The 19,984-nt window shown below is 38.7% G+C and carries 22 protein-coding genes, 6 tRNA genes and 1 rRNA gene; 4 read left to right on the plus strand and 25 right to left on the minus strand.

Annotation, left to right across the window (positions count from 1 at the left end; genetic code table 11):
- Positions 1–8 precede the first annotated feature (8 nt).
- On the plus strand, positions 9–491 hold the full coding sequence (locus MHH90_RS07870) for an S-ribosylhomocysteine lyase (protein ID WP_002885585.1): 483 nt from the start codon (positions 9–11) through the stop codon (positions 489–491).
- A gap of 30 nt (positions 492–521) precedes the next feature.
- On the opposite strand, the gene MHH90_RS07875 is transcribed toward MHH90_RS07870, so the two are convergent.
- The 14 genes from MHH90_RS07875 to MHH90_RS07940 all read right to left on the minus strand — a co-directional run bounded on the left by MHH90_RS07875 (position 522) and on the right by MHH90_RS07940 (position 12,050).
- A complete protein-coding gene (locus tag MHH90_RS07875) occupies positions 522–1,292 on the minus strand; it encodes an acetyl-CoA carboxylase carboxyl transferase subunit alpha (protein WP_014608000.1) in 771 nt (256 codons plus the stop codon).
- Entirely contained in the window at positions 1,289–2,155 is an 867-nt protein-coding gene (gene accD, locus MHH90_RS07880) for an acetyl-CoA carboxylase, carboxyltransferase subunit beta (RefSeq protein WP_002946040.1), read from the minus strand. The genes MHH90_RS07875 and accD overlap by 4 nt, the downstream gene beginning before the upstream one ends.
- Before the next feature lie 5 nt (positions 2,156–2,160).
- Complete coding sequence (locus MHH90_RS07885; RefSeq protein ID WP_002949788.1) at positions 2,161–3,531, minus strand: acetyl-CoA carboxylase biotin carboxylase subunit; 1,371 nt, start codon at positions 3,529–3,531, stop codon at positions 2,161–2,163.
- A gap of 119 nt (positions 3,532–3,650) precedes the next feature.
- Positions 3,651–4,076, minus strand: coding sequence for a 3-hydroxyacyl-ACP dehydratase FabZ (fabZ, locus tag MHH90_RS07890; protein ID WP_002885470.1), 426 nt, complete (start codon positions 4,074–4,076; stop codon positions 3,651–3,653).
- Positions 4,073–4,561, minus strand: coding sequence for an acetyl-CoA carboxylase biotin carboxyl carrier protein (gene accB, locus MHH90_RS07895; RefSeq protein ID WP_014607998.1), 489 nt, complete (start codon positions 4,559–4,561; stop codon positions 4,073–4,075). Before accB ends, fabZ begins: the two co-directional genes overlap by 4 nt.
- A 3-nt stretch (positions 4,562–4,564) precedes the next feature.
- Positions 4,565–5,797 (minus strand): beta-ketoacyl-ACP synthase II, encoded by a 1,233-nt coding sequence (fabF, locus tag MHH90_RS07900; protein WP_011225530.1) that lies wholly within the window; start codon positions 5,795–5,797, stop codon positions 4,565–4,567.
- A 61-nt stretch (positions 5,798–5,858) separates the two neighbouring features.
- Entirely contained in the window at positions 5,859–6,593 is a 735-nt protein-coding gene (fabG, locus tag MHH90_RS07905; protein ID WP_002949780.1) for a 3-oxoacyl-[acyl-carrier-protein] reductase, read from the minus strand.
- Positions 6,594–6,605: 12 nt separating this feature from the next.
- Positions 6,606–7,526: an ACP S-malonyltransferase gene (gene fabD / locus MHH90_RS07910; protein WP_011680781.1), complete on the minus strand. Its 921-nt coding sequence runs from the start codon at positions 7,524–7,526 to the stop codon at positions 6,606–6,608.
- 22 nt (positions 7,527–7,548) lie between these two features.
- Entirely contained in the window at positions 7,549–8,514 is a 966-nt protein-coding gene (fabK, locus tag MHH90_RS07915) for an enoyl-[acyl-carrier-protein] reductase FabK (protein WP_014607997.1), read from the minus strand.
- Positions 8,515–8,619: 105 nt separating this feature from the next.
- Positions 8,620–8,844: an acyl carrier protein gene (locus MHH90_RS07920; RefSeq protein ID WP_002885495.1), complete on the minus strand. Its 225-nt coding sequence runs from the start codon at positions 8,842–8,844 to the stop codon at positions 8,620–8,622.
- 63 nt (positions 8,845–8,907) lie between these two features.
- A complete protein-coding gene (locus MHH90_RS07925; protein WP_002949773.1) occupies positions 8,908–9,870 on the minus strand; it encodes a beta-ketoacyl-ACP synthase III in 963 nt (320 codons plus the stop codon).
- Positions 9,870–10,304 (minus strand): fatty acid biosynthesis transcriptional regulator FabT, encoded by a 435-nt coding sequence (fabT, locus tag MHH90_RS07930; protein ID WP_011680779.1) that lies wholly within the window; start codon positions 10,302–10,304, stop codon positions 9,870–9,872. The genes MHH90_RS07925 and fabT overlap by 1 nt, the downstream gene beginning before the upstream one ends.
- Positions 10,305–10,407: 103 nt before the next feature.
- Entirely contained in the window at positions 10,408–11,199 is a 792-nt protein-coding gene (locus MHH90_RS07935; protein ID WP_002949770.1) for an enoyl-CoA hydratase, read from the minus strand.
- Between the two features lie 212 nt (positions 11,200–11,411).
- On the minus strand, positions 11,412–12,050 hold the full coding sequence (locus MHH90_RS07940; protein ID WP_011680778.1) for an HAD family hydrolase: 639 nt from the start codon (positions 12,048–12,050) through the stop codon (positions 11,412–11,414).
- Positions 12,051–12,181: 131 nt separating this feature from the next.
- Between MHH90_RS07940 and MHH90_RS07945 the strand changes: the two genes are divergently transcribed.
- Positions 12,182–13,540: an aspartate kinase gene (locus tag MHH90_RS07945; protein WP_002949766.1), complete on the plus strand. Its 1,359-nt coding sequence runs from the start codon at positions 12,182–12,184 to the stop codon at positions 13,538–13,540.
- A 151-nt stretch (positions 13,541–13,691) separates the two neighbouring features.
- Here MHH90_RS07945 and asnA read toward each other — a convergent pair whose 3' ends face one another.
- Together asnA and rlmD are read right to left on the minus strand one after the other, a co-directional pair.
- Positions 13,692–14,684, minus strand: a complete 993-nt coding sequence (gene asnA, locus MHH90_RS07950; protein ID WP_011226888.1) for an aspartate--ammonia ligase — start codon at positions 14,682–14,684, stop codon at positions 13,692–13,694.
- A 98-nt stretch (positions 14,685–14,782) separates the two neighbouring features.
- Entirely contained in the window at positions 14,783–16,147 is a 1,365-nt protein-coding gene (gene rlmD / locus MHH90_RS07955; protein WP_014607995.1) for a 23S rRNA (uracil(1939)-C(5))-methyltransferase RlmD, read from the minus strand.
- Positions 16,148–16,181: 34 nt separating this feature from the next.
- On the opposite strand from rlmD, the gene recX reads away from it, so the two are divergent.
- Entirely contained in the window at positions 16,182–16,958 is a 777-nt protein-coding gene (gene recX, locus MHH90_RS07960; RefSeq protein ID WP_011680776.1) for a recombination regulator RecX, read from the plus strand.
- Between the two features lie 70 nt (positions 16,959–17,028).
- Complete coding sequence (gene ntdP, locus MHH90_RS07965; protein ID WP_002949762.1) at positions 17,029–17,562, plus strand: nucleoside tri-diphosphate phosphatase; 534 nt, start codon at positions 17,029–17,031, stop codon at positions 17,560–17,562.
- Positions 17,563–17,591: 29 nt separating this feature from the next.
- On the opposite strand, the gene MHH90_RS07970 is transcribed toward ntdP, so the two are convergent.
- From MHH90_RS07970 to rrf, 9 genes are all read right to left on the minus strand, one after another.
- Positions 17,592–18,251: a DUF1803 domain-containing protein gene (locus MHH90_RS07970; protein ID WP_011225520.1), complete on the minus strand. Its 660-nt coding sequence runs from the start codon at positions 18,249–18,251 to the stop codon at positions 17,592–17,594.
- A gap of 53 nt (positions 18,252–18,304) precedes the next feature.
- Positions 18,305–19,237, minus strand: coding sequence for a manganese-dependent inorganic pyrophosphatase (locus MHH90_RS07975; RefSeq protein WP_011680773.1), 933 nt, complete (start codon positions 19,235–19,237; stop codon positions 18,305–18,307).
- An 89-nt stretch (positions 19,238–19,326) separates the two neighbouring features.
- A tRNA-Glu gene (locus MHH90_RS07980) sits at positions 19,327–19,398 on the minus strand.
- Positions 19,399–19,405: 7 nt separating this feature from the next.
- Positions 19,406–19,478 (minus strand) — tRNA-Thr (locus tag MHH90_RS07985).
- 15 nt (positions 19,479–19,493) lie between these two features.
- Positions 19,494–19,575 (minus strand) — tRNA-Leu (locus tag MHH90_RS07990).
- A 5-nt stretch (positions 19,576–19,580) separates the two neighbouring features.
- Positions 19,581–19,653, minus strand: a tRNA-Lys gene (locus tag MHH90_RS07995).
- Between the two features lie 19 nt (positions 19,654–19,672).
- Positions 19,673–19,745: transfer RNA gene (locus MHH90_RS08000), tRNA-Asp, on the minus strand.
- 2 nt (positions 19,746–19,747) lie between these two features.
- Positions 19,748–19,820 (minus strand) — tRNA-Val (locus MHH90_RS08005).
- Positions 19,821–19,825: 5 nt separating this feature from the next.
- A 5S ribosomal RNA gene (rrf, locus tag MHH90_RS08010) occupies positions 19,826–19,941 on the minus strand.
- Positions 19,942–19,984 lie beyond the last annotated feature (43 nt).

Here is a 19,984-nt window from a genome sequence, read left to right on the forward strand (position 1 = left end):
GTATTACCATGCCAAAAGACGTTACTGTTGAAAGTTTTGAACTTGATCACACCATTGTAAAAGCACCTTATGTCCGTCTTATTTCAGAGGAAGTTGGACCTAAAGGAGATATCATCACAAACTTTGATATCCGTTTGATTCAACCTAATGAAAATAGTATTGATACAGGTGGTCTTCATACTATCGAACACCTACTCGCTAAACTGATCCGTCAACGTATCGATGGCCTTATTGATTGCTCACCATTTGGTTGCCGTACAGGTTTCCATATGATCATGTGGGGAAAACAAGATCCTACGGAAATTGCCAAAGTTATCAAATCTAGTCTTGAAGCTATTGCAAACGAAATTACTTGGGAAGATGTTCCAGGAACTACTATTGAATCTTGTGGTAACTATAAGGATCACAGCCTTCATTCAGCTAAGGAATGGGCTAAACTTATCCTTGAACAAGGCATCTCAGACCAAGCCTTCGAACGTCATACCGTCTAAAAAACATTGGGATATAATTCCCAATGTTTTTTAATATTTTCTAAAACGTTGATAACGCGCTTCAAGTAAGTCTTCTGTTGATAATTGGCTTAATTCTGCCAACTCGTCTACGATGGCTGTCTTAATCGCTTCAATAATTTCCCTAGTAAAATAGCCACGCTCTGGGATAACCTTATCAACGATTCCCATGTTAAGCAACTCGCCTGATGTAATCTTCATCAACTCTGCCGCCTCTTCTGAACGTGAGCCGTCTTTCCAGAGGATAGTTGCAAATCCTTCAGGACTCAAGATAGAATAGATGGTATTTTCAAGCATCCAAACCTTATCGGCTACTGCCAAGGCAAGAGCTCCTCCCGAACCACCTTCACCAATGATAATGGCAATAATTGGCACCTTAAGATCGCTCATTTCCATAAGGTTACGAGCAATAGCCTCACCCTGTCCACGTTCCTCTGCTCCGACACCAGGATAAGCACCTGCAGTATTGATAAAGGTAACAACTGGACGACCAAACTTTTCAGCCTGTTTCATAAGGCGAAGAGCCTTACGATAACCCTCCGGATGAGGTTGACCAAAGTTACGATTGAGATTATCTTGTAGGTTTTTACCTTTTTGGATACCCACTACTGTAACGGCTTGGCCATTTAAGCGACCAATACCACCGATAACGGCACCATCATCACGGAAATTACGGTCACCATGAAGTTCGATGAAATCATCAAAGATTTCTTTAGCAAAGTCCAAAGCCGTTAAACGGCCTTGATCACGTGCTTCTTTTAAAATACGTGCTACGTCGCTCATTGAACACCTCCATGGAATGATAAGAGCGTGGCAATAGTATCAGCCAACTCTGTACGTTTGACAATGGCATCAACAAAACCATGTTCCTGAAGGAACTCGGCCTTTTGGAAATCATCTGGCAAAGTTTCACGAACTGTATTTTCAATGACACGACGACCTGCAAAGCCAATCAAAGTTTGTGGCTCAGCCAAGATGATATCGCCTTGCATGGCAAAACTTGCTGTAACCCCGCCAGTGGTTGGATCTGTCAAGACAGTCAAGTACAGCAAGCCAGCGTTTGAATGACGTTTTACTGCTGCTGATATCTTAGCCATTTGCATCAAACTCATGATTCCCTCTTGCATACGGGCACCACCAGAAGCTGTAAAAATAACTACTGGAAGTTTTTCCAAAATCGCATACTCAAAGAGTTTTGTGATTTTTTCACCAACAACGGTTCCCATTGAAGCCATGATAAAGTTGGAATCCATGATAGCCAAGGCTGTTTTTTGTCCCTTTATAGTTGCAACACCCGTCACAACTGCTTCATCAAGACCTGTTTTTTCCTTGGTGGCAGCTAGCTTCTCCATATAACCTGGGAAATTTAATGGATTTTCAGTTTTAATACCTGTAAATAATTCTTGGAAAGATCCCTCGTCAACCGTTAAATCAAGACGTTCTTTTGCGGAAATACGGAAGGCATAAGAACAGTTTGGACAAATTTTAGCTTGTCCCAAGTCCTTTTGATAAATAGCTTGCTTACAGCCAGGACATTTGGCAAAAAGATCATCTGGTACTTCTGGCACATGGTGATCAACCCCATTACGTACATAACGGTTAGGATTGATACGGATATACTTTTCTTTTCGATCAAATAATCCCATAAACCCTATTCCTCACGATTCTGATATTCTGGTAGGAAAGTTTCCATCAAGAATGATGTGTCATAATCTCCAGCGATAACGCTACGGTCTGAAATCAAATCTAACTGGAAGTCAGCATTTGTCACAACTCCATCGATTTCAAGCTCGTAAAGAGCACGTTGCATCTTCATGAGTGCCTCAAATCGATTTTCTCCATGAACAATGATTTTTGCAATCATTGAATCATAGTAAGGTGGAATGGTATAGCCTGGATAGACAGCACTGTCCACACGAAGACCAACACCACCACTAGGTAGGTAGAGATTGCTAATTTTCCCTGGGCTTGGTGCAAAGTTGAACTTAGGATTTTCCGCATTGATACGACACTCAATGGCATGTCCCTTGATTTCAATATCATCTTGAGACACAGATAATTTTTCACCTGCAGCAATACGGATTTGTTCTTTAACAATATCCACACCACTTACAAATTCAGTAACTGGGTGCTCAACTTGAACACGAGTATTCATTTCCATAAAGTAAAACTGACCTGATTTTTCATCAAGAAGAAACTCGATAGTACCCGCATTTTCATAATTAACAGCCTTAGCAGCACGGACAGCCGCAGACCCAATTTCATGACGAAGTGTCTTACCAATGGCAACAGAAGGTGATTCTTCCAAGACCTTTTGGTTATTACGTTGAAGAGAACAGTCACGCTCACCTAGGTGAACAATATTACCATAGCTATCTCCCAAAATTTGAACCTCAATATGACGAGCTGGGTAAATAACTTTCTCAATATACATTGCCCCATTACCAAAGGATACTTTAGCTTCCTGTGACGCAGATTCGAAGGCAGGAGCCAACTCTTCTTTAGTGTTGACCTTACGAATTCCTTTACCGCCACCACCTGCAGAAGCCTTAAGCATCACTGGGTAACCTAGACGATTGGCAACTTCTAAAGCCTCTTCAGCCGTAAAGACTTCACCATCTGAACCAGGGATTACAGGGACATTAGCCCTAATCATTTCAGCGCGAGCATTGATTTTATCACCCATTTTGTCCATAATCTCACCTGAAGGACCAATAAACTTGATGTTCATTTCCTCACAGAGAGTAGCAAATTTAGAGTTTTCACTCAAGAAACCAAACCCTGGATGAATAGCTTGAGCCTCAGTTACAATAGCTGCTGACAAGACACGGTTCATATTCAAATAAGAATCAGTTGATTTTGCCGGACCAATACAGATAGCTTCATCAGCAAGCATAGTATGGAGAGAATCCTTATCCGCCTCAGAATAGATAGCGACCGTTTGGATACCCAATTCACGCGCTGCACGGATAATACGCACTGCAATTTCACCACGATTGGCAATCAATAATTTTTTAAACATAAAACAAGATAACATCAGACATCTTTATGATAGTCTGTGTTGATTTCCTTTCTATGTGATAGACCAATGTCTAAAGAAAAATCCTTTCCGACTGTCGCCAGAAGGATTTTCACAAAACATTAGCTTCCAATAGCAAAAGTCAAAGTACCTGATGCAGCAAGTTTACCATCGACTTCAGCCTTAGCTTCAACAACAGCAATTGTTCCACGACGTTTAACAAACTTAGCTGTCATAACAAGTTGGTCACCAGGAACCACTTGTTTTTTAAATTTAACCTTATCCATACCTGCATAAAAGACTAATTTGCCCTTGTTTTCAGGTTTAGACAATTCAAGAACACCAGCTGTTTGCGCAAGAGCTTCCATGATGAGGACACCTGGCATAACTGGGTATTGAGGAAAATGTCCATTAAAGAAAGGTTCATTGATCGTTACATTTTTAATAGCTGTGATTTCGTCTTCTGAAACTTCTAGCACACGGTCAACCAAAAGCATTGGATAACGGTGTGGTAAAGCTTCACGAATAGCATTAATATCAATTGTCATTTGATGCGTACCAATCCTTTTCCGTAGTCAACAACTTCTTCATTCGCTACCAAGATTTCAGTAATAACACCATCTTTAGGTGCTGGTACTTCATTCATCACCTTCATTGCTTCAACGATAAGAAGCGTTTGACCTTTCTTAACAGTATCACCAACAGAAACAAAGGCTGGTTTTTCAGGTGATGGAGACAAGTAAGCCACACCAACAAGTGGACTTTCAACCACTTCACCTTCAGCAGCTTGAGCAGAAGCTTCTTCAACTGGTGTTGCTGGAGTTTCAACAGCGGCAGGTGCTGCTACTGGAGCAACTGGATCCTGAGGAGATGACGCAACCACTTCAACTGTAGGAGCTACTGGGGAAGTAGTTACTGAACTTGTTTGATTTTTACTCAAGTTCAACTCTTCTCCATTGTTTTTATATGAGAATTCACGCAAAGTTGAGGTATCAAATTGAGCCAACAAATCTTTAATTTCAGAAATATTCATAAATTAGCCCTCCCAACGTTTAAAGGCAAGAACAGCGTTGTGTCCACCAAAACCAAAGGTATTTGAGATTGCATACTCAATATCAGCTTCTTTACCTTCACCGTAAACAACATTAGCTTCAATGTAGTCAGACAATTCTTTTGTACCAGCAGTTTTTGGTACAAAGCTGTGACGAATAGCTTCAATTGTTGCAATAGCTTCAACAGCACCAGCAGCACCAAGCAGGTGACCTGTAAATGATTTAGTAGATGAAACTGGAACATCTTTACCAAGTACAGACACAATAGCAGCACTTTCACCTTTTTCGTTGGCTGGTGTTGAAGTACCGTGAGCATTGACATAGTCAACATCTTCAGGCTTGATACCAGCTTCATTGATAGCCAATTTAATTGCTTTAGCAGCTCCTGAACCGTCTGGAGTTGGCGTTGTCATATGATAGGCATCACAGTTTGATCCGTAACCAACAATCTCAGCCAAGATGTTGGCACCACGTTTTTGCGCATGCTCCAAGCTTTCAATAACAAGAACCCCAGCACCTTCACCCATAACAAAACCATTACGGTCTTTATCAAATGGAATTGAAGAACGTTCTGGATCTTCTGTTGTTGAAAGGGCTGTAAGAGCGTTAAAACCTCCAATACCAATTTTAGTGATTGAAGCTTCCGCACCACCAGCCAAGACAACATCGTGAAATCCAAATTTAATTTCGCGGAAGGCTTCACCGATAGCATCATTGGCAGAGGCACAGGCAGTTGTCACTGATTTACATACCCCTTGAGCACCAATCTTAAGAGCAATGTTCCCTGCACCCATGTTTGAGAGAGCTTTAGGAATAAACATTGGCTTGATACGTTTCATACCACGTTCATACATGCGGATAATTTGATCTTCAAGTTCTTGTAAACCACCGATACCAGATGACACGATAACACCAACGCGATCACGATTTACTTCTTCCATATTAAGTCCTGAATTTTCAAGTGCTTCCATAGCAGCATAAATCGCATAAAGTGAATAAGTGTCCATACGGTTAGTATCTTTTTTCACAAAATACTTGTCGAATGGGAAATCTTGGATTTCACCAGCGTTAAAGACTGGGATATCAGAAGCATCAAACTTGGTGATTGGCTTAATACCAATCTTACCGTCATGAAGACTGTTCCAAAATTCTTCTGGTGTATTACCGATTGGCGAGGTTACACCGTAACCTGTAACAACAACACGATTTGTAGACATGTATATTCTCCTTTTTCGGATGGATATTTTAGTATATGATTTTTTGGATAATGAAAATCAATTATTGCATGGTCATACCACCATCAATAGCGATTGTTTGACCTGTAAGATACTCTTGCCCTGCTAAGAAAGCCGCAACTTCTGCCACTTCTTTTGCCTGACCAATACGTTTCATTGGTACTTGAGCAATCATAGCGTCTTTCATTTTCTCTGGGATTGCATCAGTCATATCAGACTCAATGAAACCAGGAGCAATAGCATTAACACGAACACCACGAGCTGCAACTTCACGAGCTACTGATTTAGTGAAACCAATCAAACCAGCTTTTGAAGCCGAATAATTAGCTTGACCAACATTTCCCATAAGACCTACAACAGATGACATATTGATAATGGCACCTTGACGAGCCTTAGACATTGGTTTCAAGACTGCCTGTGTCATATTGAAAGCACCAGTCAAGTTGATTTTCAAGACGCGTTCAAAATCTTCTTCAGTCATCTTCAACATCAACTTATCGTTGGTGATACCAGCATTATTAACTAGTACATCAACGCTTCCAAGTTTTTCAATGGCTTCTGCTACCATACGTTTAGCATCCTCACCATTAGAAATATCACCTGAGATACCAACAACAGTTACACCATAGTCCACAAATTGCGCAAGCAAGTCCTCAGAAATTTCAGAACGTCCATTTAGGACAACGTTGGCACCAAGACTAGCAAATTGATGTGCCACAGCTAATCCAATACCACGTGTTGAACCTGTTACAAAAACATTTTTATTCTTAAGTTCCATGTTTACCTCGTTTTAAGCATTAAGAAGGGCATCAAGACTAGCTTGATCTTCAACATTTTGAGTTGGTAAGGTTTTATCAATTTTCTTCAAGAAACCTGACAAGATTTTTCCTGGCCCAATCTCAATCACTTCATCTACACCAAAATCTTGGATAGTGGCAATCGAATCATAAAAACGTACAGGTTCCATCACCTGACGAGCCAAAAGAGCTTTAACGTCTTCTGACTTCATAATTTGAGCCTCAGTATTACCTACCAATGGGAGGACAAAGTCATTGAATGACACTTTTTCTAGTTCTGCTGCCAATTTTTGACTAGCTGATTCAAGTAAAGCTGTATGGAATGGGCCTGATACATTAAGAGGAATCAAGCGTTTTGCACCTGCTTCTTTAAGTAATTCTACAGCATAATCAACAGCCCCAACTTCACCACCAATTACAATTTGTGCTGGGGTATTATAGTTGGCAGGCGTTACTACACCCTTTTCAGAAGCTTCTTGACAAATCTCTTCAATCAAATTTGGATCTGTATTCATGACAGCAACCATTTTTCCACTTCCAGCTGGAGCTGCAGTTTCCATGAATTCCCCACGTTTAGCAACTAAGGCTACTGCATCTTCAAACGAGAGGGCACCAGCTGCAACCAGGGCAGAATATTCCCCAAGAGAAAGTCCAGCAACAATATCAGGAGCAATACCATTTTCTGCCAAGAGACGATAAATAGCAACTGACGTTGTCAAAATAGCTGGTTGAGTATAGCGTGTTTGATTAAGTTTTTCTTCGTTAGAATCAATCAATTCACGCAAATCATAACCTAAAATACGACTAGCCGTATCAAATGTTTCTTTGACAATGGGATATGCCGCATACAAATCACTTGCCATACCCAATTTCTGAGCTCCTTGACCACCAAATAAGAAAGCACGTTTTGTCACTATCATAATCCTTTCGATGTTTTTAGACGTTTACATCTGCCCAACGAGCAGCTTCTTCTTTAATTACCTTTGCAGCACCTGTGTACAAATCTTCCAAGATTTCTGCACACGTTTCTTCTTTACGAACAAGACCTGCAATTTGTCCAGCCATAACTGAACCATATTCCACATCTCCATCAACAACGGCATTACGAAGTGCACCTGCACCAAGCTCTTCAATTTCCTCTTGAGTTTTCTTACCAGCTAAGAAATCTTTTTCGGCCTGATTGTACTCTGTAGCCAACTTATTCTTAATGGTACGAACAGGGTGTCCTACAACAGAAGCGGAAATCACAGTATCGATATCTTTAGCCTTCAAAATCTTATCCTTGAAGTTTTGGTGAGCGTTAGATTCTTTGGCAACAGCGAAACGCGTACCAACCTGCACAGCTTCTGCTCCAAGCATGAGAACAGCAGCCATACCACGTCCATCAGCAACACCACCAGCCCCAATAACCGGGATAGATACCGCATCTGCAACTTGTCGAACAAGAGCCATAGTTGTCAATTTACCGATGTGACCACCAGCTTCCATACCTTCTGCAACAACAGCATCCGCTCCAAGTTTTTCCATGCGTTTAGCAAGTGCAACTGATGGGATAACTGGAATAACTGTGATACCGGCTTCGTGGAAACGTTCCATATATTTACCTGGGTTTCCTGCACCAGTTGTAACAACTTTTACACCTTCTTCAATAACAAGGTCAACAATATCGTCAACAAATGGCGACAAAAGCATAATATTAACACCGAATGGTTTGTCAGTGATTTGTTTCACCCTGTCAATATTAGCTTTTACCACTTCTTTAGGGGCATTACCGCCACCAATAATTCCGAGTCCACCAGCATTTGAAACGGCTCCAGCCAAGTCACCATCAGCAACCCAGGCCATACCACCTTGGAAGATTGGATATTTAATTCCTAACAGTTCTGTAATACGAGATTTCATTTTTCACCTTTTTTCGATTTTCTGATCAAATAAATAGTTTAATAATCAAAGTAATTTTATAAACAAATGAGAATATCCCTAATAAGAATATTCTCTATGCTCTGCTTATTTAGTTTTCTCTTCTACGTAAGCAACAAGGTCACCAACCGTATTAAGACCTTCTTCAGTTTCGATTTGAATATCGAATTCATCTTCGATTTCTGAGATAACTTGGAATACATCAAGTGAATCAGCATCAAGTTCGTCAAAAGTAGTTTCTACTTTTACTTCTTCTGCATCTTTCCCAAGTTCTTCAACAATGATTTCTTGTACTTTTTCAAATACTGCCATTTTATTTTCTCCTTTAAGATAAATATATTTCTTATAATCTATGCTGGTGCATAATTTATATAACTAGATTTTAACAATTAGACTGCCCCATGTCAAACCCCCTCCAAAACCTGAGAGAAGAATTGTTTGATCACTGCCTAACTTAAGAGTCTCATTCGCCACATTCTCAGAAAGCAAGATTGGAATACTTGCTGCACTGGTATTACCATAAGACATCATGTTAGCCAGAAATTTATCACGACTAACATCAATTTTCTTAGCCATAGTATCCAAAATACGAATATTAGCTTGATGAAGAAGGAAGTAATCAGGTTCACCTTTTTCTTCAACCAATGCTTTAATACTCTTCGAAACAGTCTTCACAGCAAAATCAAAGATTGCTTTACCATCCATTTGCATATAGGGATTAGGCTGCTCAGTACCATCAGAATAAGGCGAAATAACTGCAGAAGCTCCCGACTCAAGACCGCCCTTGCTACCATCGGTATTTAAAGATTCACCAAAAAAGTGTTCTTCTTCAGATTCTTCTAATAAAACACCGCCAGCCCCATCTCCAAAAAGAACTGCTGTTGCACGATCAGACCAGTCTAAAGTTTTTGAAAGAACTTCAGCACCAATAACTAAACCTTTTTTGTAAGCTCCTGACTTTATCAATTTTTCTGCGGTTGCCAAAGCAAAGACAAAACCACTGCATGCCGCAGTAATATCAAAAGCGAAGGCATTAACTGCTCCAATTGTTCCTTGAACACGTGCTGCCACTGACGGCATTGAGTTATCAGGAGAAATCGTTGCAACTAAAACAAAGTCTAGCTCTTCAGGAGATAATCCCGACTTTTCCAACAGCTGATAAGCAACATTGGTAGCTAAATCACTTGTATTCTCATTTAATGAAATGCGACGTTCTTGAATCCCTGTACGTGAGCGAATCCACTCATCACTGGTATCCATGATTTTAGATAGGTCATCGTTGGTCACGACCTGAGCAGGTGCATAATGGGCAACCTGACTAATTTTTGCAAATGCCATTATTTCAACTCCTCAAGAAAGGCATGGAGATTTTCCAAACCTTTGCTCATAACCTTTAATTCCTCGTCGTTAAAGCCTTCTGTAATCGTCTTCACCATTGATTTATGGAAAGCACGGTGAAGACGATATACCAGACGACCTTTTTTAGAAAGTGATAGATGGACCACACGACGATCAACAGATGATCGCGTACGAATAATATATCCTTTCTTTTCAAGTTTATTGAGAGAAGTTGTTACAGTACCAAGGGTTAACATAAGCTCTCTAGCAACTGCACTTGGTGTCGTATCTGGATGTGTACCAATAACATCAATGGTATGCATTTCCTTGAGGGAAATATCATTAAACTTTGAATTTTTCAAACTTGCTTCTTCGATAATAACGACGTTATTAAAAATATCAACAAGATAGCCATTAATTTTATCGTAATCCACACCAGACTCCTTTCAATAAGATTTGATTATCAAATTATATCAGACTCAAACTAATTTAGCAAGTCCAATTTGAAAGCTTTAGTTTTAATTTCTGAAAACAAGTTTATTTTCCTTGGAATTTAGGGCGGCGACGTTCACTATAAGCACGTACACCTTCTTTAAAGTCCTCTGTAAATGCAAGAGATTTCTGCAAATCAAGCTCTAGCTTAGCGTATTTTTCCCAACCTGCAAATTCAGATTCCCAAACCATTTCTTTAATTGCTTTGAATGAATTAACTGAAGAACGATTTAATTTCTTAATCAATTGACTCACTGTTTTCTCAAGTTTTTCTGAATCGACTACCTTGTAAGCAATCCCCCAATCTAAAGCTTTCTCAGCTGACACAGGCTCTCCTGTCATGGTAATTTGAGTAGCACGATTAATACCAATTGAACGAGTCAAAAGGTAAAGACCACCAGCATCAGGGGCCAAACCAACACCTACAAAAGCTTGAATAAATTTAGCTTTTTCAGATGCAATTGTGAAATCTGCTGCAACTGCTAAGTTAGCAGCGGCACCTGCACAGGGCCCATCAATAACCATGATGACTGGCTTAGGCAATTTTTTCAGAGCAAAAGATATTTCATTCACTTGCTCAGCAATACGAACCAAAGATTGTACATCATCCACAGCAACAGCTTTTTTCATTTGATCAAGGTCTCCACCAACAGAAAAGACTTTCCCCTTAGCATTGATAACCAAGAACTTCACAGATGCATCTTCCCCTGCTTCCTCGATTGCAGCCATAATCTCATCACAAACTTGAATGTTAAATCCATTTTGCACTTCAGGGCGATTGAGAGTTAATGTTGCCACTTCCTCTTCAACACTATAAAGAATTGTTTCGTAAGCCATTTTAGCACTCCTTCCGATAACTAGTTACTATATCAAAACCGCATGTTATTTAATTTTTTATCACAATTTTATTTGATATATAGATAATTTGATAATCAAATCATAAGTCGTTATTTCCTAGTATATCATAGTCCACCTAAAGGTCAATATAAACTTATAATTTTTTAATTTGATACCTCAAAACACCGAGGAGACAAGCTCGGTGTTGTTTTCTATTTTATTAAGTCTAAAACATCTGTAAGACTATCCAATAAACCTTTTGCAGCACTTTGATCCATACCAAACTGATTATCTCTAATCGCCCAGACCTCTACATCTGCAGCTACTCCAGCAGCAATTCCTTTTTCACTATCTTCAATGATAAGAGCACGACTTGCTTGCACGTTTAATTGCTTTAACGCTGTCAAATAAATCTCTGGATTGGGTTTACTCTCTTTGAATTCCTCTCCTGAGAGAACAATATCAAAGAAACCTTGCAAACGATTTTCCTCCAAAGCTCTAAAGATATCTGCTTTCACTGAGCTAGAGGCTAAGCCTATTTTCAACCCTTGAGATTTCACTTCATTTAAAACCTTTAAAACATCAGGAAAAATTAATTCTTTATAGGGTAAGGGATTATTTTGTTTATAAGTATTGTACTCTTCTTGTAAAGTTGACACATCCCACTTATCATAATCATCTCTAAGAATATTTTCCCAAACCTGCTTAGTATTTCCACCTATAAAGAAAGACGGGGGTAAATGATCTATTGAAATACCCTTTTGGCCTAAAAAACTTGCCCGTCGATCATAATAATATTTTTCAGTGTCAAAAAGGACACCATCCATATCAAAAATAATTGCCTCTACCACGGGACATCCTCCTTTTCTTCCTTTATTGTATCATAATCAGACTAAATCTTACTCGCTTTTAAAAACAATGTGACAAATTATCAGAATTTTGCTATAATTGTAGAATAATTTATAATTTTTTTGGAGTAACTATGAAAGTCATCAAATTTGGCGGAAGCTCACTCGCTTCAGCAACACAATTAGAAAAAGTCTTAAACATTGTAAAATCTGACCCTGAACGCCGCTTTGTCGTTGTCTCTGCCCCTGGTAAACGTAACGATGAGGATACCAAAGTTACAGACGCCCTAATTAAATACTACAAACACTATATAAAGGGTGCTGATGTTAAAGCTGACCAAGAATGGATTATTAACCGCTACCAAGCTATGGTTGATGAACTAGGTTTCAAATCAAAAGAGATGGTAAAAATTGCCAAAGCTATTACTGACCTCGCTACGCTTCCCATCGAGGATAACGATTTCCTCCATGATACCTTCCTAGCTGCTGGAGAGGACAATAATGCAAAATTAATTGCTGAATATTTCCGCAATAACGATATTGAAGCACGCTACGTTCATCCTCGCGAAGCTGGTATCTTGGTCTCAAGTGAGCCAGGCAACGCCCGTATTCTTCCGGGTTCATATGATAAGTTAGAAGAACTTCGTGAATCAGATGAGGTTCTGATTATTCCTGGATTCTTTGGGGTCACCTCTGATAATCAAATCTGTACATTCTCACGAGGAGGCTCTGATATCACAGGCTCTATCGTAGCGGCAGGTGTTAAAGCTGACCTATATGAAAACTTTACAGATGTAGATGGTATTTTTGCAGCCCACCCAGGTGTGGTACATGAACCGCACTCTATTCCAGAGTTGACTTACAAAGAAATGCGTGAGTTGGCATATGCTGGATTTTCGGTTCTTCATGATGAAGCTCTCCTCCCAGCATATCGTGGTAAGATTCCATTAGTTATCAAAAACACCAATAATCCGGACCACCCAGGCACACGTATTATTCTTGAACACCAGGGAGCAACTGTTCCAGTTGTTGGTATTGCTAGCGATGACAAGTTTGTCAGCATCAATATGAGTAAATACCTCATGAACCGCGAGGTAGGTTTCGGACGTAAGGTGCTACAAATCTTGGAAGATTTAAACATCCGTTGGGAACACATGCCTTCTGGAATTGATGACCTTTCAATCATTATTCGAGAACGTGAACTTACCCCAATCAAAGAACAAGAAATCCTCTCTTATTTGACGCGTGAACTTGGTGTTGATGAAGTTGAAATTGAACATGGCCTTTCTATCCTAGTGATTGTTGGTGAAAATATGAGAGACCACATCGGTGTTACAGCGACAGCAGCCAAAGCACTCTCTGAAAAAAACATTAACCTTGAAATGATTTCTCAGGGATCAAGTGAAGTTTCTGTAATGTTTGTAATTGAAACTGAACAAGAGAAAGAAGCCGTTAGAGCGCTCTATGACGCATTTTTCCGTAGTAACAACTAATTTTATAACCTATCTCCTACAAAGGATAGGTTTTTCTTTATAATGAAAATATAGTCAACTCTCACGATACCTAGTCTAATAATAAATTTTCTAATCAATAACGCACAATTTATTCCAAATCAAAAAGCACTAACTTTCGTTAGTACTCTTTTTACAAGATATTTTCGTAAGTTTCACGAACGGCATCTGGCCAAACTGAAGTTTGAACCTCACCTATATGTTTTTTACGTAGCAAGAACATAGCCATACGTGATTGACCAATACCACCACCAATTGTTAGTGGGAATTGGCCATGTAACAAGGCTTGGTGCCAATCCAATTTCAAACGATCTTGGTCACCAGTAATTTCAACCTGACGTTTAAGTGCATCTTCATCAACACGAATCCCCATTGATGATAACTCAAAAGCATGTCCTAATTGCTCATTCCAAACCAAAATATCTCCATTCAAACCATGATAACCCTTCTCAGACTCAGTTGTCCAGTCATCATAGTCAGGTGCACGACCATCATGGGGCTTCCCGTCAGGAAGAACACCACCAATACCAATCAAGAATACAGCACCATATTCTTTAGTTATGGCATTTTCACGCTCTTTCGGTGTCAAATCAGGGTACTTCTCAACAAGCTCTTCTGAATGGATGAAAGTAATTTTCTTAGGTAAGACGGCTTCAATATCGTAACGCGCCTCAACAGCAAGCTCAGTCAAACGAATAACTTTGTAGATTGTCTCGACGGTTTCCTTCAAATACGCAATATTACGATGTCCATCAGGAATAACCTTTTCCCAATCCCATTGGTCAACATAAACGGAGTGCGTTGCATCCAATGAGTCTTCATCTGGACGAAGAGCCTTCATATTAACCACGAGCCCTTCACCTTCATTAAAACCAAAACGAGCCAAAGTATGGCGCTTCCATTTTGCTAATGAGTGAACAACTTCGTATGTTGCGTCAGGAATCTGAAGTACATTAACAGTTACAGGATTTTCAATACCATTTAAATTATCCTGCATACCATCCCCGACCTTACTCAAAATAGGCCCTTGCACTTCAACGACGTCAAGTTTATCAATTAAATACTGTGTGAAAGTATTTTTTACAAAAGAAATTTCCTTTTGTTGATCAATGAAGCTCTTCTTCATACGCTCCTCCTTTAAAAAATCGATAGTCCTATTATACTCCTATTTTTTAGAAAAATAAAGAAATTTTCCAATAATTTTGAAATTTTTTGTTTATCATGTTAGTTTTTATTACATTTCTTAGTCAGCTTTACAACTGCTTCTGTCCGAGCAGTGTGAGGAAACATATCTACTGACTGAATATAGTTCACATCATATACCTTAGCTAAAGAAACTAAATCTCTTGCCAAAGTAGATACATTACATGAGACATATACCATTTTTTTGGGAGTATATTCCAGTATAGTTTTAAGTAACTTACTATCCAAACCCGTTCTCGGTGGATCTACAATAAGAGCATCCGCTCGATACCCTTCCTTATACCAGCGAGGAATAATATCTTCAGCTTTTCCTACCTCATAGTGAGCATTATCCAGTCCAAGTGACTCAGCATTTTTTCTAGCATCTTCGATAGCTTCCGGAATAATATCCATCCCCCGAATGGTGCTCACTTTTTTTGCAAATGCAAGTCCAATAGTACCAACACCACAATAAGCATCAATAAGGTGTTCAGACTTATCCACTTCCAAAGCTTCAACTGCCTGACCATAGAGCACTTCAGTTTGCTTAGGATTCAACTGGTAGAAGGCACGAGGAGAAAGTGCGAAGTTATAGTCTAGAACCTCTTCTTGGATTGTATCTTGACCCCAGATAATTTCTGTCTCTTGGCCATAAATCTCACTGGATTTCGAATAGTTATAATTGACAGCAACTGTTACAATTTCAGGATAACTTAAAGTTAACTCCTTCACCAACTTAGTCAAAGAAACAGGATTAGATGTTACAAAAATTAGCTGGACCTGATTAGACCCTAAAGCACGTCGTATCATAACTGTGCGAATCCCGGAAATTTTGCGCTCATTATAAATCGGTAGCTTGTATTTATCTAGCAAATTTGTCACTTTATTCATAATCGCTTGCGTTAACTCATCTTGAACCAAACAATCATCAATATTGATTAGTCGATGACTTCCTTCCGCAAATAAGCCAGCCTTAACTGAGCCACCAAAAGAACGTATTTGAAATTGTAGTTTAGCACGATAATGTTGTGGTTGCTTCATTCCTATTGTTGGACGAATCTCATAAGACTCAAAATTAGCCGGTTTGAACTTTTTCAAAGCTTGTCCTAACAGGTCCGTTTTAAACTCTAATTGTTTATCATAACGAAGATGCATCAACTGGCAACCACCACACTCTTCATAGACACCACATTCAGGATCAACACGAAACTTGGAAGCTTTATTAATTTTTAATAGTTTTGCCTGAACAAAGTTTCTCTTAACCGAAACAATCTGACAAAACACCTCTTCTCCTTTCAAAGCTCCAGGAACAAAAACCAGCGTTTTTTTATAAAAACCAATACCCTCACCATTGATCCCCATTCGTTTAATCTTAAGCGGGATACATTGTTTCACTTGTAAATTCATACTACCATTCTAACATTTTGATATAATAATAACTATGAAAATCACAAAAATAGAGAAGAAAAAAAGGCTCTATCTCGTTGAGATAGATAAAAAAGAGAGTCTCTATGTTACAGAAGACACCATCGTCAAGTACATGTTAACAAAAGAAAAGGCACTTAGTAAAGATCAGCTAGAAGATATTAAGAACTTTGCACAGTTCTCACATGGTAAAAATCTGGCCCTCTATTTTATTTCCTTTAAACAACGTACTGAAAAAGAAGTAAGAGACTATCTTTTTAAACATGAAATAAATCCACATATAATTCCCCAAATCATTGATAATCTAAAGAAAGACCATTGGATTGATGATTATAAACTCCTAGAAAGCCTAGCTCAACAGAATTTAAATTCAGGAGATAAAGGTGCCTATGCCTTGAAGCAAAAATGGCTACAAAAAGGCTGTGAGAAACAAGTCATTGACGAGGTATTAACCCAATTTGATTTCTCGGAAGTAGCAATTAAAGTAACTTCAAAACTATTACGAAAATATCAGGGAAAATTACCAACCAAATCTCTAAAGGATAAATTGATTCAGAACCTCATTAATAAAGGCTTTTCATTCCAAGAAAGTAAGAACGCTATTAACCAACTAGAACTAGAAGCCGATGAAGAAAATGAACAAGCTCTCCTTTATAAAGAAATAGAAAAGCAATATCAAAAATTTAGTAAAAAATACGACGGTTATGAACTTAAGCAACACCTCACACAATCTTTGTTCCGAAAAGGTTATGACTTCGATGCTATAGCCTCCGCTCTAAGAGAATATTTCTAAGAATTTCCCCTCTTTTCTCAAAATTATGATACAATAATGAAGATAACCGCTATTGTAGAAAGAGGACGCCATGAAATTACCAAAAGAAGGCGACTTTATCACAATTCAAAGTTATAAGCATGATGGTAGATTGCACCGTACTTGGCGCGATACTATGGTACTAAAGACAACTGAGAATGCTGTTATTGGCGTTAACGATCATACCCTCGTTACTGAAGCTGATGGGAGACGATGGGTAACTCGTGAACCTGCTATTGTTTATTTCCACAAAAAATACTGGTTTAATATTATAGCCATGATCAGGGATAACGGCATTTCCTACTACTGCAATTTAGCCAGTCCATATGTTTTGGACCAAGAAGCGCTAAAATATATTGACTATGACTTAGATGTCAAAGTTTTCGCTGATGGTGAGAAAAAATTGCTAGATGTAGATGAGTATGAAATACATAAAAAAGAAATGCATTACTCTCCTGATATTGACTATATCTTAAAGGAACATGTTAAAATCTTAGTAGATTGGATTAACAATGGTAAAGGGCCATTTTCACAATCTTATGTTAACATCTGGTACAAACGTTATCTTGAACTAAGGAATCGTTAAAGTTGTCATAAAAAAGACTAGTAATAAAACTAGTCTTTTTTTGCACAAAAAACTAATGCTTCGGAGTCTAAATCCATATTTAGAATATAACGCCCATCTTCTACTTGAATAAGATATCCTAATAGTTCTAAAGCATCAACAAAAATATTCCTCCTCTTTTGAAGAGCGTACTCCCTTCTTACAAATTTTAAAAGAAATGTTGTGACATGCTTTAAGAAATATTCAGGATTAAGATCACCTAATAAGTTATATAATCTGTTTTGTTCTTCCGTTAATGAAAGATTTTCTCTTAACTTATAAAAATAATTTGAAATCGTAAGATCGTTTCTCGTGATACTTGTGTGTTCAATAATAATCACTTCATTAGTAGAGTTAGTCATCTCAGTAACAAATCTACGCTCTAATAGTTCTTGATAAGAAGGAGAATCACTTTCAATAAAGAAATGCTGGTATAAATCAATTGTAGAAGGATCTGAAACTAAAGAAATTAATAAACGGTAACGTTTCTCAGACCTCTCAATATAACCAACTTTAACAAACTCCTCAATCAATTTATCTATATTCTTTTGTAATGGAAACTGATTTTTTATTTCTCTCAAAGTTACAGGCTGATAGTGATATAGATAATTCAGCAATTCCATAAAAAAAGGCTGATTACTTAATTTATTTGGGTTAAATTGTATTATCATAACAAGTATTATACCATTAATCAGCACACTAAAAAAAGGCCTACAGAGCCTTTTTACACATTGAAACTTTCAGTCAATTGAGGAACAACTTGCTTCTTACGAGAAACTGCTCCTTTAAGGAAAGCATGGTTATTTTCTAAAACAAAGTTAAAAGCTTTTTCAATTTTATCAGTATTTGATCCGAGTGCGAGAATTTCTGAATTTGAGTTAAGAATATCAGTAATCATTAACACAAAGTCAGAGTACCCGTTACTTTTAATTGAGCTATTGATAGCTTCTTCAATTTCCGCTTGACGTGAAAGAACATCAGAAATATCAACAGTATTCACCTGAGCAACGCGAACTTGATTCCCATTCAATTCAAATGTTTTTGCATCAATATCAATGAGTTCTTCAGCTGATTTAGAAGAAAGATTAGTACCAGCCTTAAGCATGGCAAGACCATATTCTTCTAAATTGACTCCAGCAAGTCGAGCAAGTTCTTCAGCTACTGCAGGATCTGAAGCATGTGTCGTTGGTGATTTAAGTAAAAGAGTATCAGAAATCAAACCTGACAAAAGCAAACCAGCTACATCTTTAGGAATTTCAACATTATTTTCTTTAAACATGCGATAAACAATCGAAGAAGCTGAACCTACAGGTTCTAAACGCATCATTAATGGATTAGCCGTCTCAAAGTTAGCCACACGGTGGTGATCCACTACTTCAATAACTTCTACATCCTTAATATCTGAAATAGATTGTTGAAACTCATTATGGTCAGTAAGAATAACTTGATTTACCCCCTCAGACCGTGCTGACTCAACAACACGAGGAGCATTTACAGAAAAATAGTCAAGTACAAAAGCAGTCTCTTCATTTGGAGTACCCAAAGCAACAGCCTCAGCCTCAACACCAAGTTGACGTTTCAAATAAGCGTATCCATAAGACGAACCAATAGCATCAGAATCAGGATTTTGGTGACCAAACACAAAAATTTTAGACATAAATTCACCTCAAAAAATTTTACTATATAATATTATAACATATAAGAAAAAGAAACAAAATAAAAAGAGTAACCTAAGTTACTCAAATATAGTCCGTACGGGATTCGAACCCGTGTTACCGCCGTGAAAAGGCGGTGTCTTAACCCCTTGACCAACGGACCATCTTAATGCCGGCTACATGACTTGAACACGCGACCCTCTGATTACAAATCAGATGCTCTACCAACTGAGCTAAGCCGGCAAACTTTTTTTCTAATGCGGGTGAAGGGACTTGAACCCCCACGCCGTTAAGCGCCAGATCCTAAATCTGGTGCGTCTGCCAATTCCGCCACACCCGCATATATGACCCGTACTGGGCTCGAACCAGTGACCCATTGATTAAAAGTCAATTGCTCTACCAACTGAGCTAACGAGTCTCAAATATTTCTACTTGAACGGTCCCGACGGGAATCGAACCCGCGATCTTCGCCGTGACAGGGCGACGTGATAACCGCTACACCACGGGACCTATGGGAGTTAACGGGATCGAACCGCTGACCCTCTGCTTGTAAGGCAGATGCTCTCCCAGCTGAGCTAAACTCCCTATTTGCTAAGCGACTACCGTATCTAACAGGGGGCAACCCCCAACTACATCAGGCGTACTAGGGCTTAACTTCTGTGTTCGGCATGGGAACAGGTGTATCTCCTAGGCTATCGTCACTTAACTCTGAGTATTCTCAACTCAAAATTGAATATCTATACTGTATC

Origin of the sequence: Streptococcus sp. FSL E2-3488, from assembly GCF_038003585.1 — a bacterium.
Classification (GTDB): domain Bacteria; phylum Bacillota; class Bacilli; order Lactobacillales; family Streptococcaceae; genus Streptococcus; species Streptococcus thermophilus.

Bases quoted from the DNA above. Each gene is read 5' to 3' on its own strand.
- MHH90_RS07870 (WP_002885585.1), top strand. From the start codon at position 9: ATGCCAAAAGACGTTACTGTTGAAAGTTTTGAACTTGATCACACCATT.
- MHH90_RS07875 (WP_014608000.1), bottom strand. From the start codon at position 1,292: ATGAGCGACGTAGCACGTATTTTAAAAGAAGCACGTGATCAAGGCCGT.
- accD (WP_002946040.1), bottom strand. From the start codon at position 2,155: ATGGGATTATTTGATCGAAAAGAAAAGTATATCCGTATCAATCCTAAC.
- MHH90_RS07885 (WP_002949788.1), bottom strand. From the start codon at position 3,531: ATGTTTAAAAAATTATTGATTGCCAATCGTGGTGAAATTGCAGTGCGT.
- fabZ (WP_002885470.1), bottom strand. From the start codon at position 4,076: ATGACAATTGATATTAATGCTATTCGTGAAGCTTTACCACACCGTTAT.
- accB (WP_014607998.1), bottom strand. From the start codon at position 4,561: ATGAATATTTCTGAAATTAAAGATTTGTTGGCTCAATTTGATACCTCA.
- fabF (WP_011225530.1), bottom strand. From the start codon at position 5,797: ATGTCTACAAATCGTGTTGTTGTTACAGGTTACGGTGTAACCTCGCCA.
- fabG (WP_002949780.1), bottom strand. From the start codon at position 6,593: ATGGAACTTAAGAATAAAAATGTTTTTGTAACAGGTTCAACACGTGGT.
- fabK (WP_014607997.1), bottom strand. From the start codon at position 8,514: ATGAAATCTCGTATTACAGAACTGTTAGGAATTAAATATCCAATCTTC.
- MHH90_RS07920 (WP_002885495.1), bottom strand. From the start codon at position 8,844: ATGGCAGTATTTGAAAAAGTACAAGAAATCATTGTTGAAGAACTTGGG.
- MHH90_RS07925 (WP_002949773.1), bottom strand. From the start codon at position 9,870: ATGGCATTTGCAAAAATTAGTCAGGTTGCCCATTATGCACCTGCTCAG.
- MHH90_RS07935 (WP_002949770.1), bottom strand. From the start codon at position 11,199: ATGGCTTACGAAACAATTCTTTATAGTGTTGAAGAGGAAGTGGCAACA.
- MHH90_RS07945 (WP_002949766.1), top strand. From the start codon at position 12,182: ATGAAAGTCATCAAATTTGGCGGAAGCTCACTCGCTTCAGCAACACAA.
- asnA (WP_011226888.1), bottom strand. From the start codon at position 14,684: ATGAAGAAGAGCTTCATTGATCAACAAAAGGAAATTTCTTTTGTAAAA.
- rlmD (WP_014607995.1), bottom strand. From the start codon at position 16,147: ATGAATTTACAAGTGAAACAATGTATCCCGCTTAAGATTAAACGAATG.
- recX (WP_011680776.1), top strand. From the start codon at position 16,182: ATGAAAATCACAAAAATAGAGAAGAAAAAAAGGCTCTATCTCGTTGAG.
- ntdP (WP_002949762.1), top strand. From the start codon at position 17,029: ATGAAATTACCAAAAGAAGGCGACTTTATCACAATTCAAAGTTATAAG.
- MHH90_RS07970 (WP_011225520.1), bottom strand. From the start codon at position 18,251: ATGATAATACAATTTAACCCAAATAAATTAAGTAATCAGCCTTTTTTT.
- MHH90_RS07975 (WP_011680773.1), bottom strand. From the start codon at position 19,237: ATGTCTAAAATTTTTGTGTTTGGTCACCAAAATCCTGATTCTGATGCT.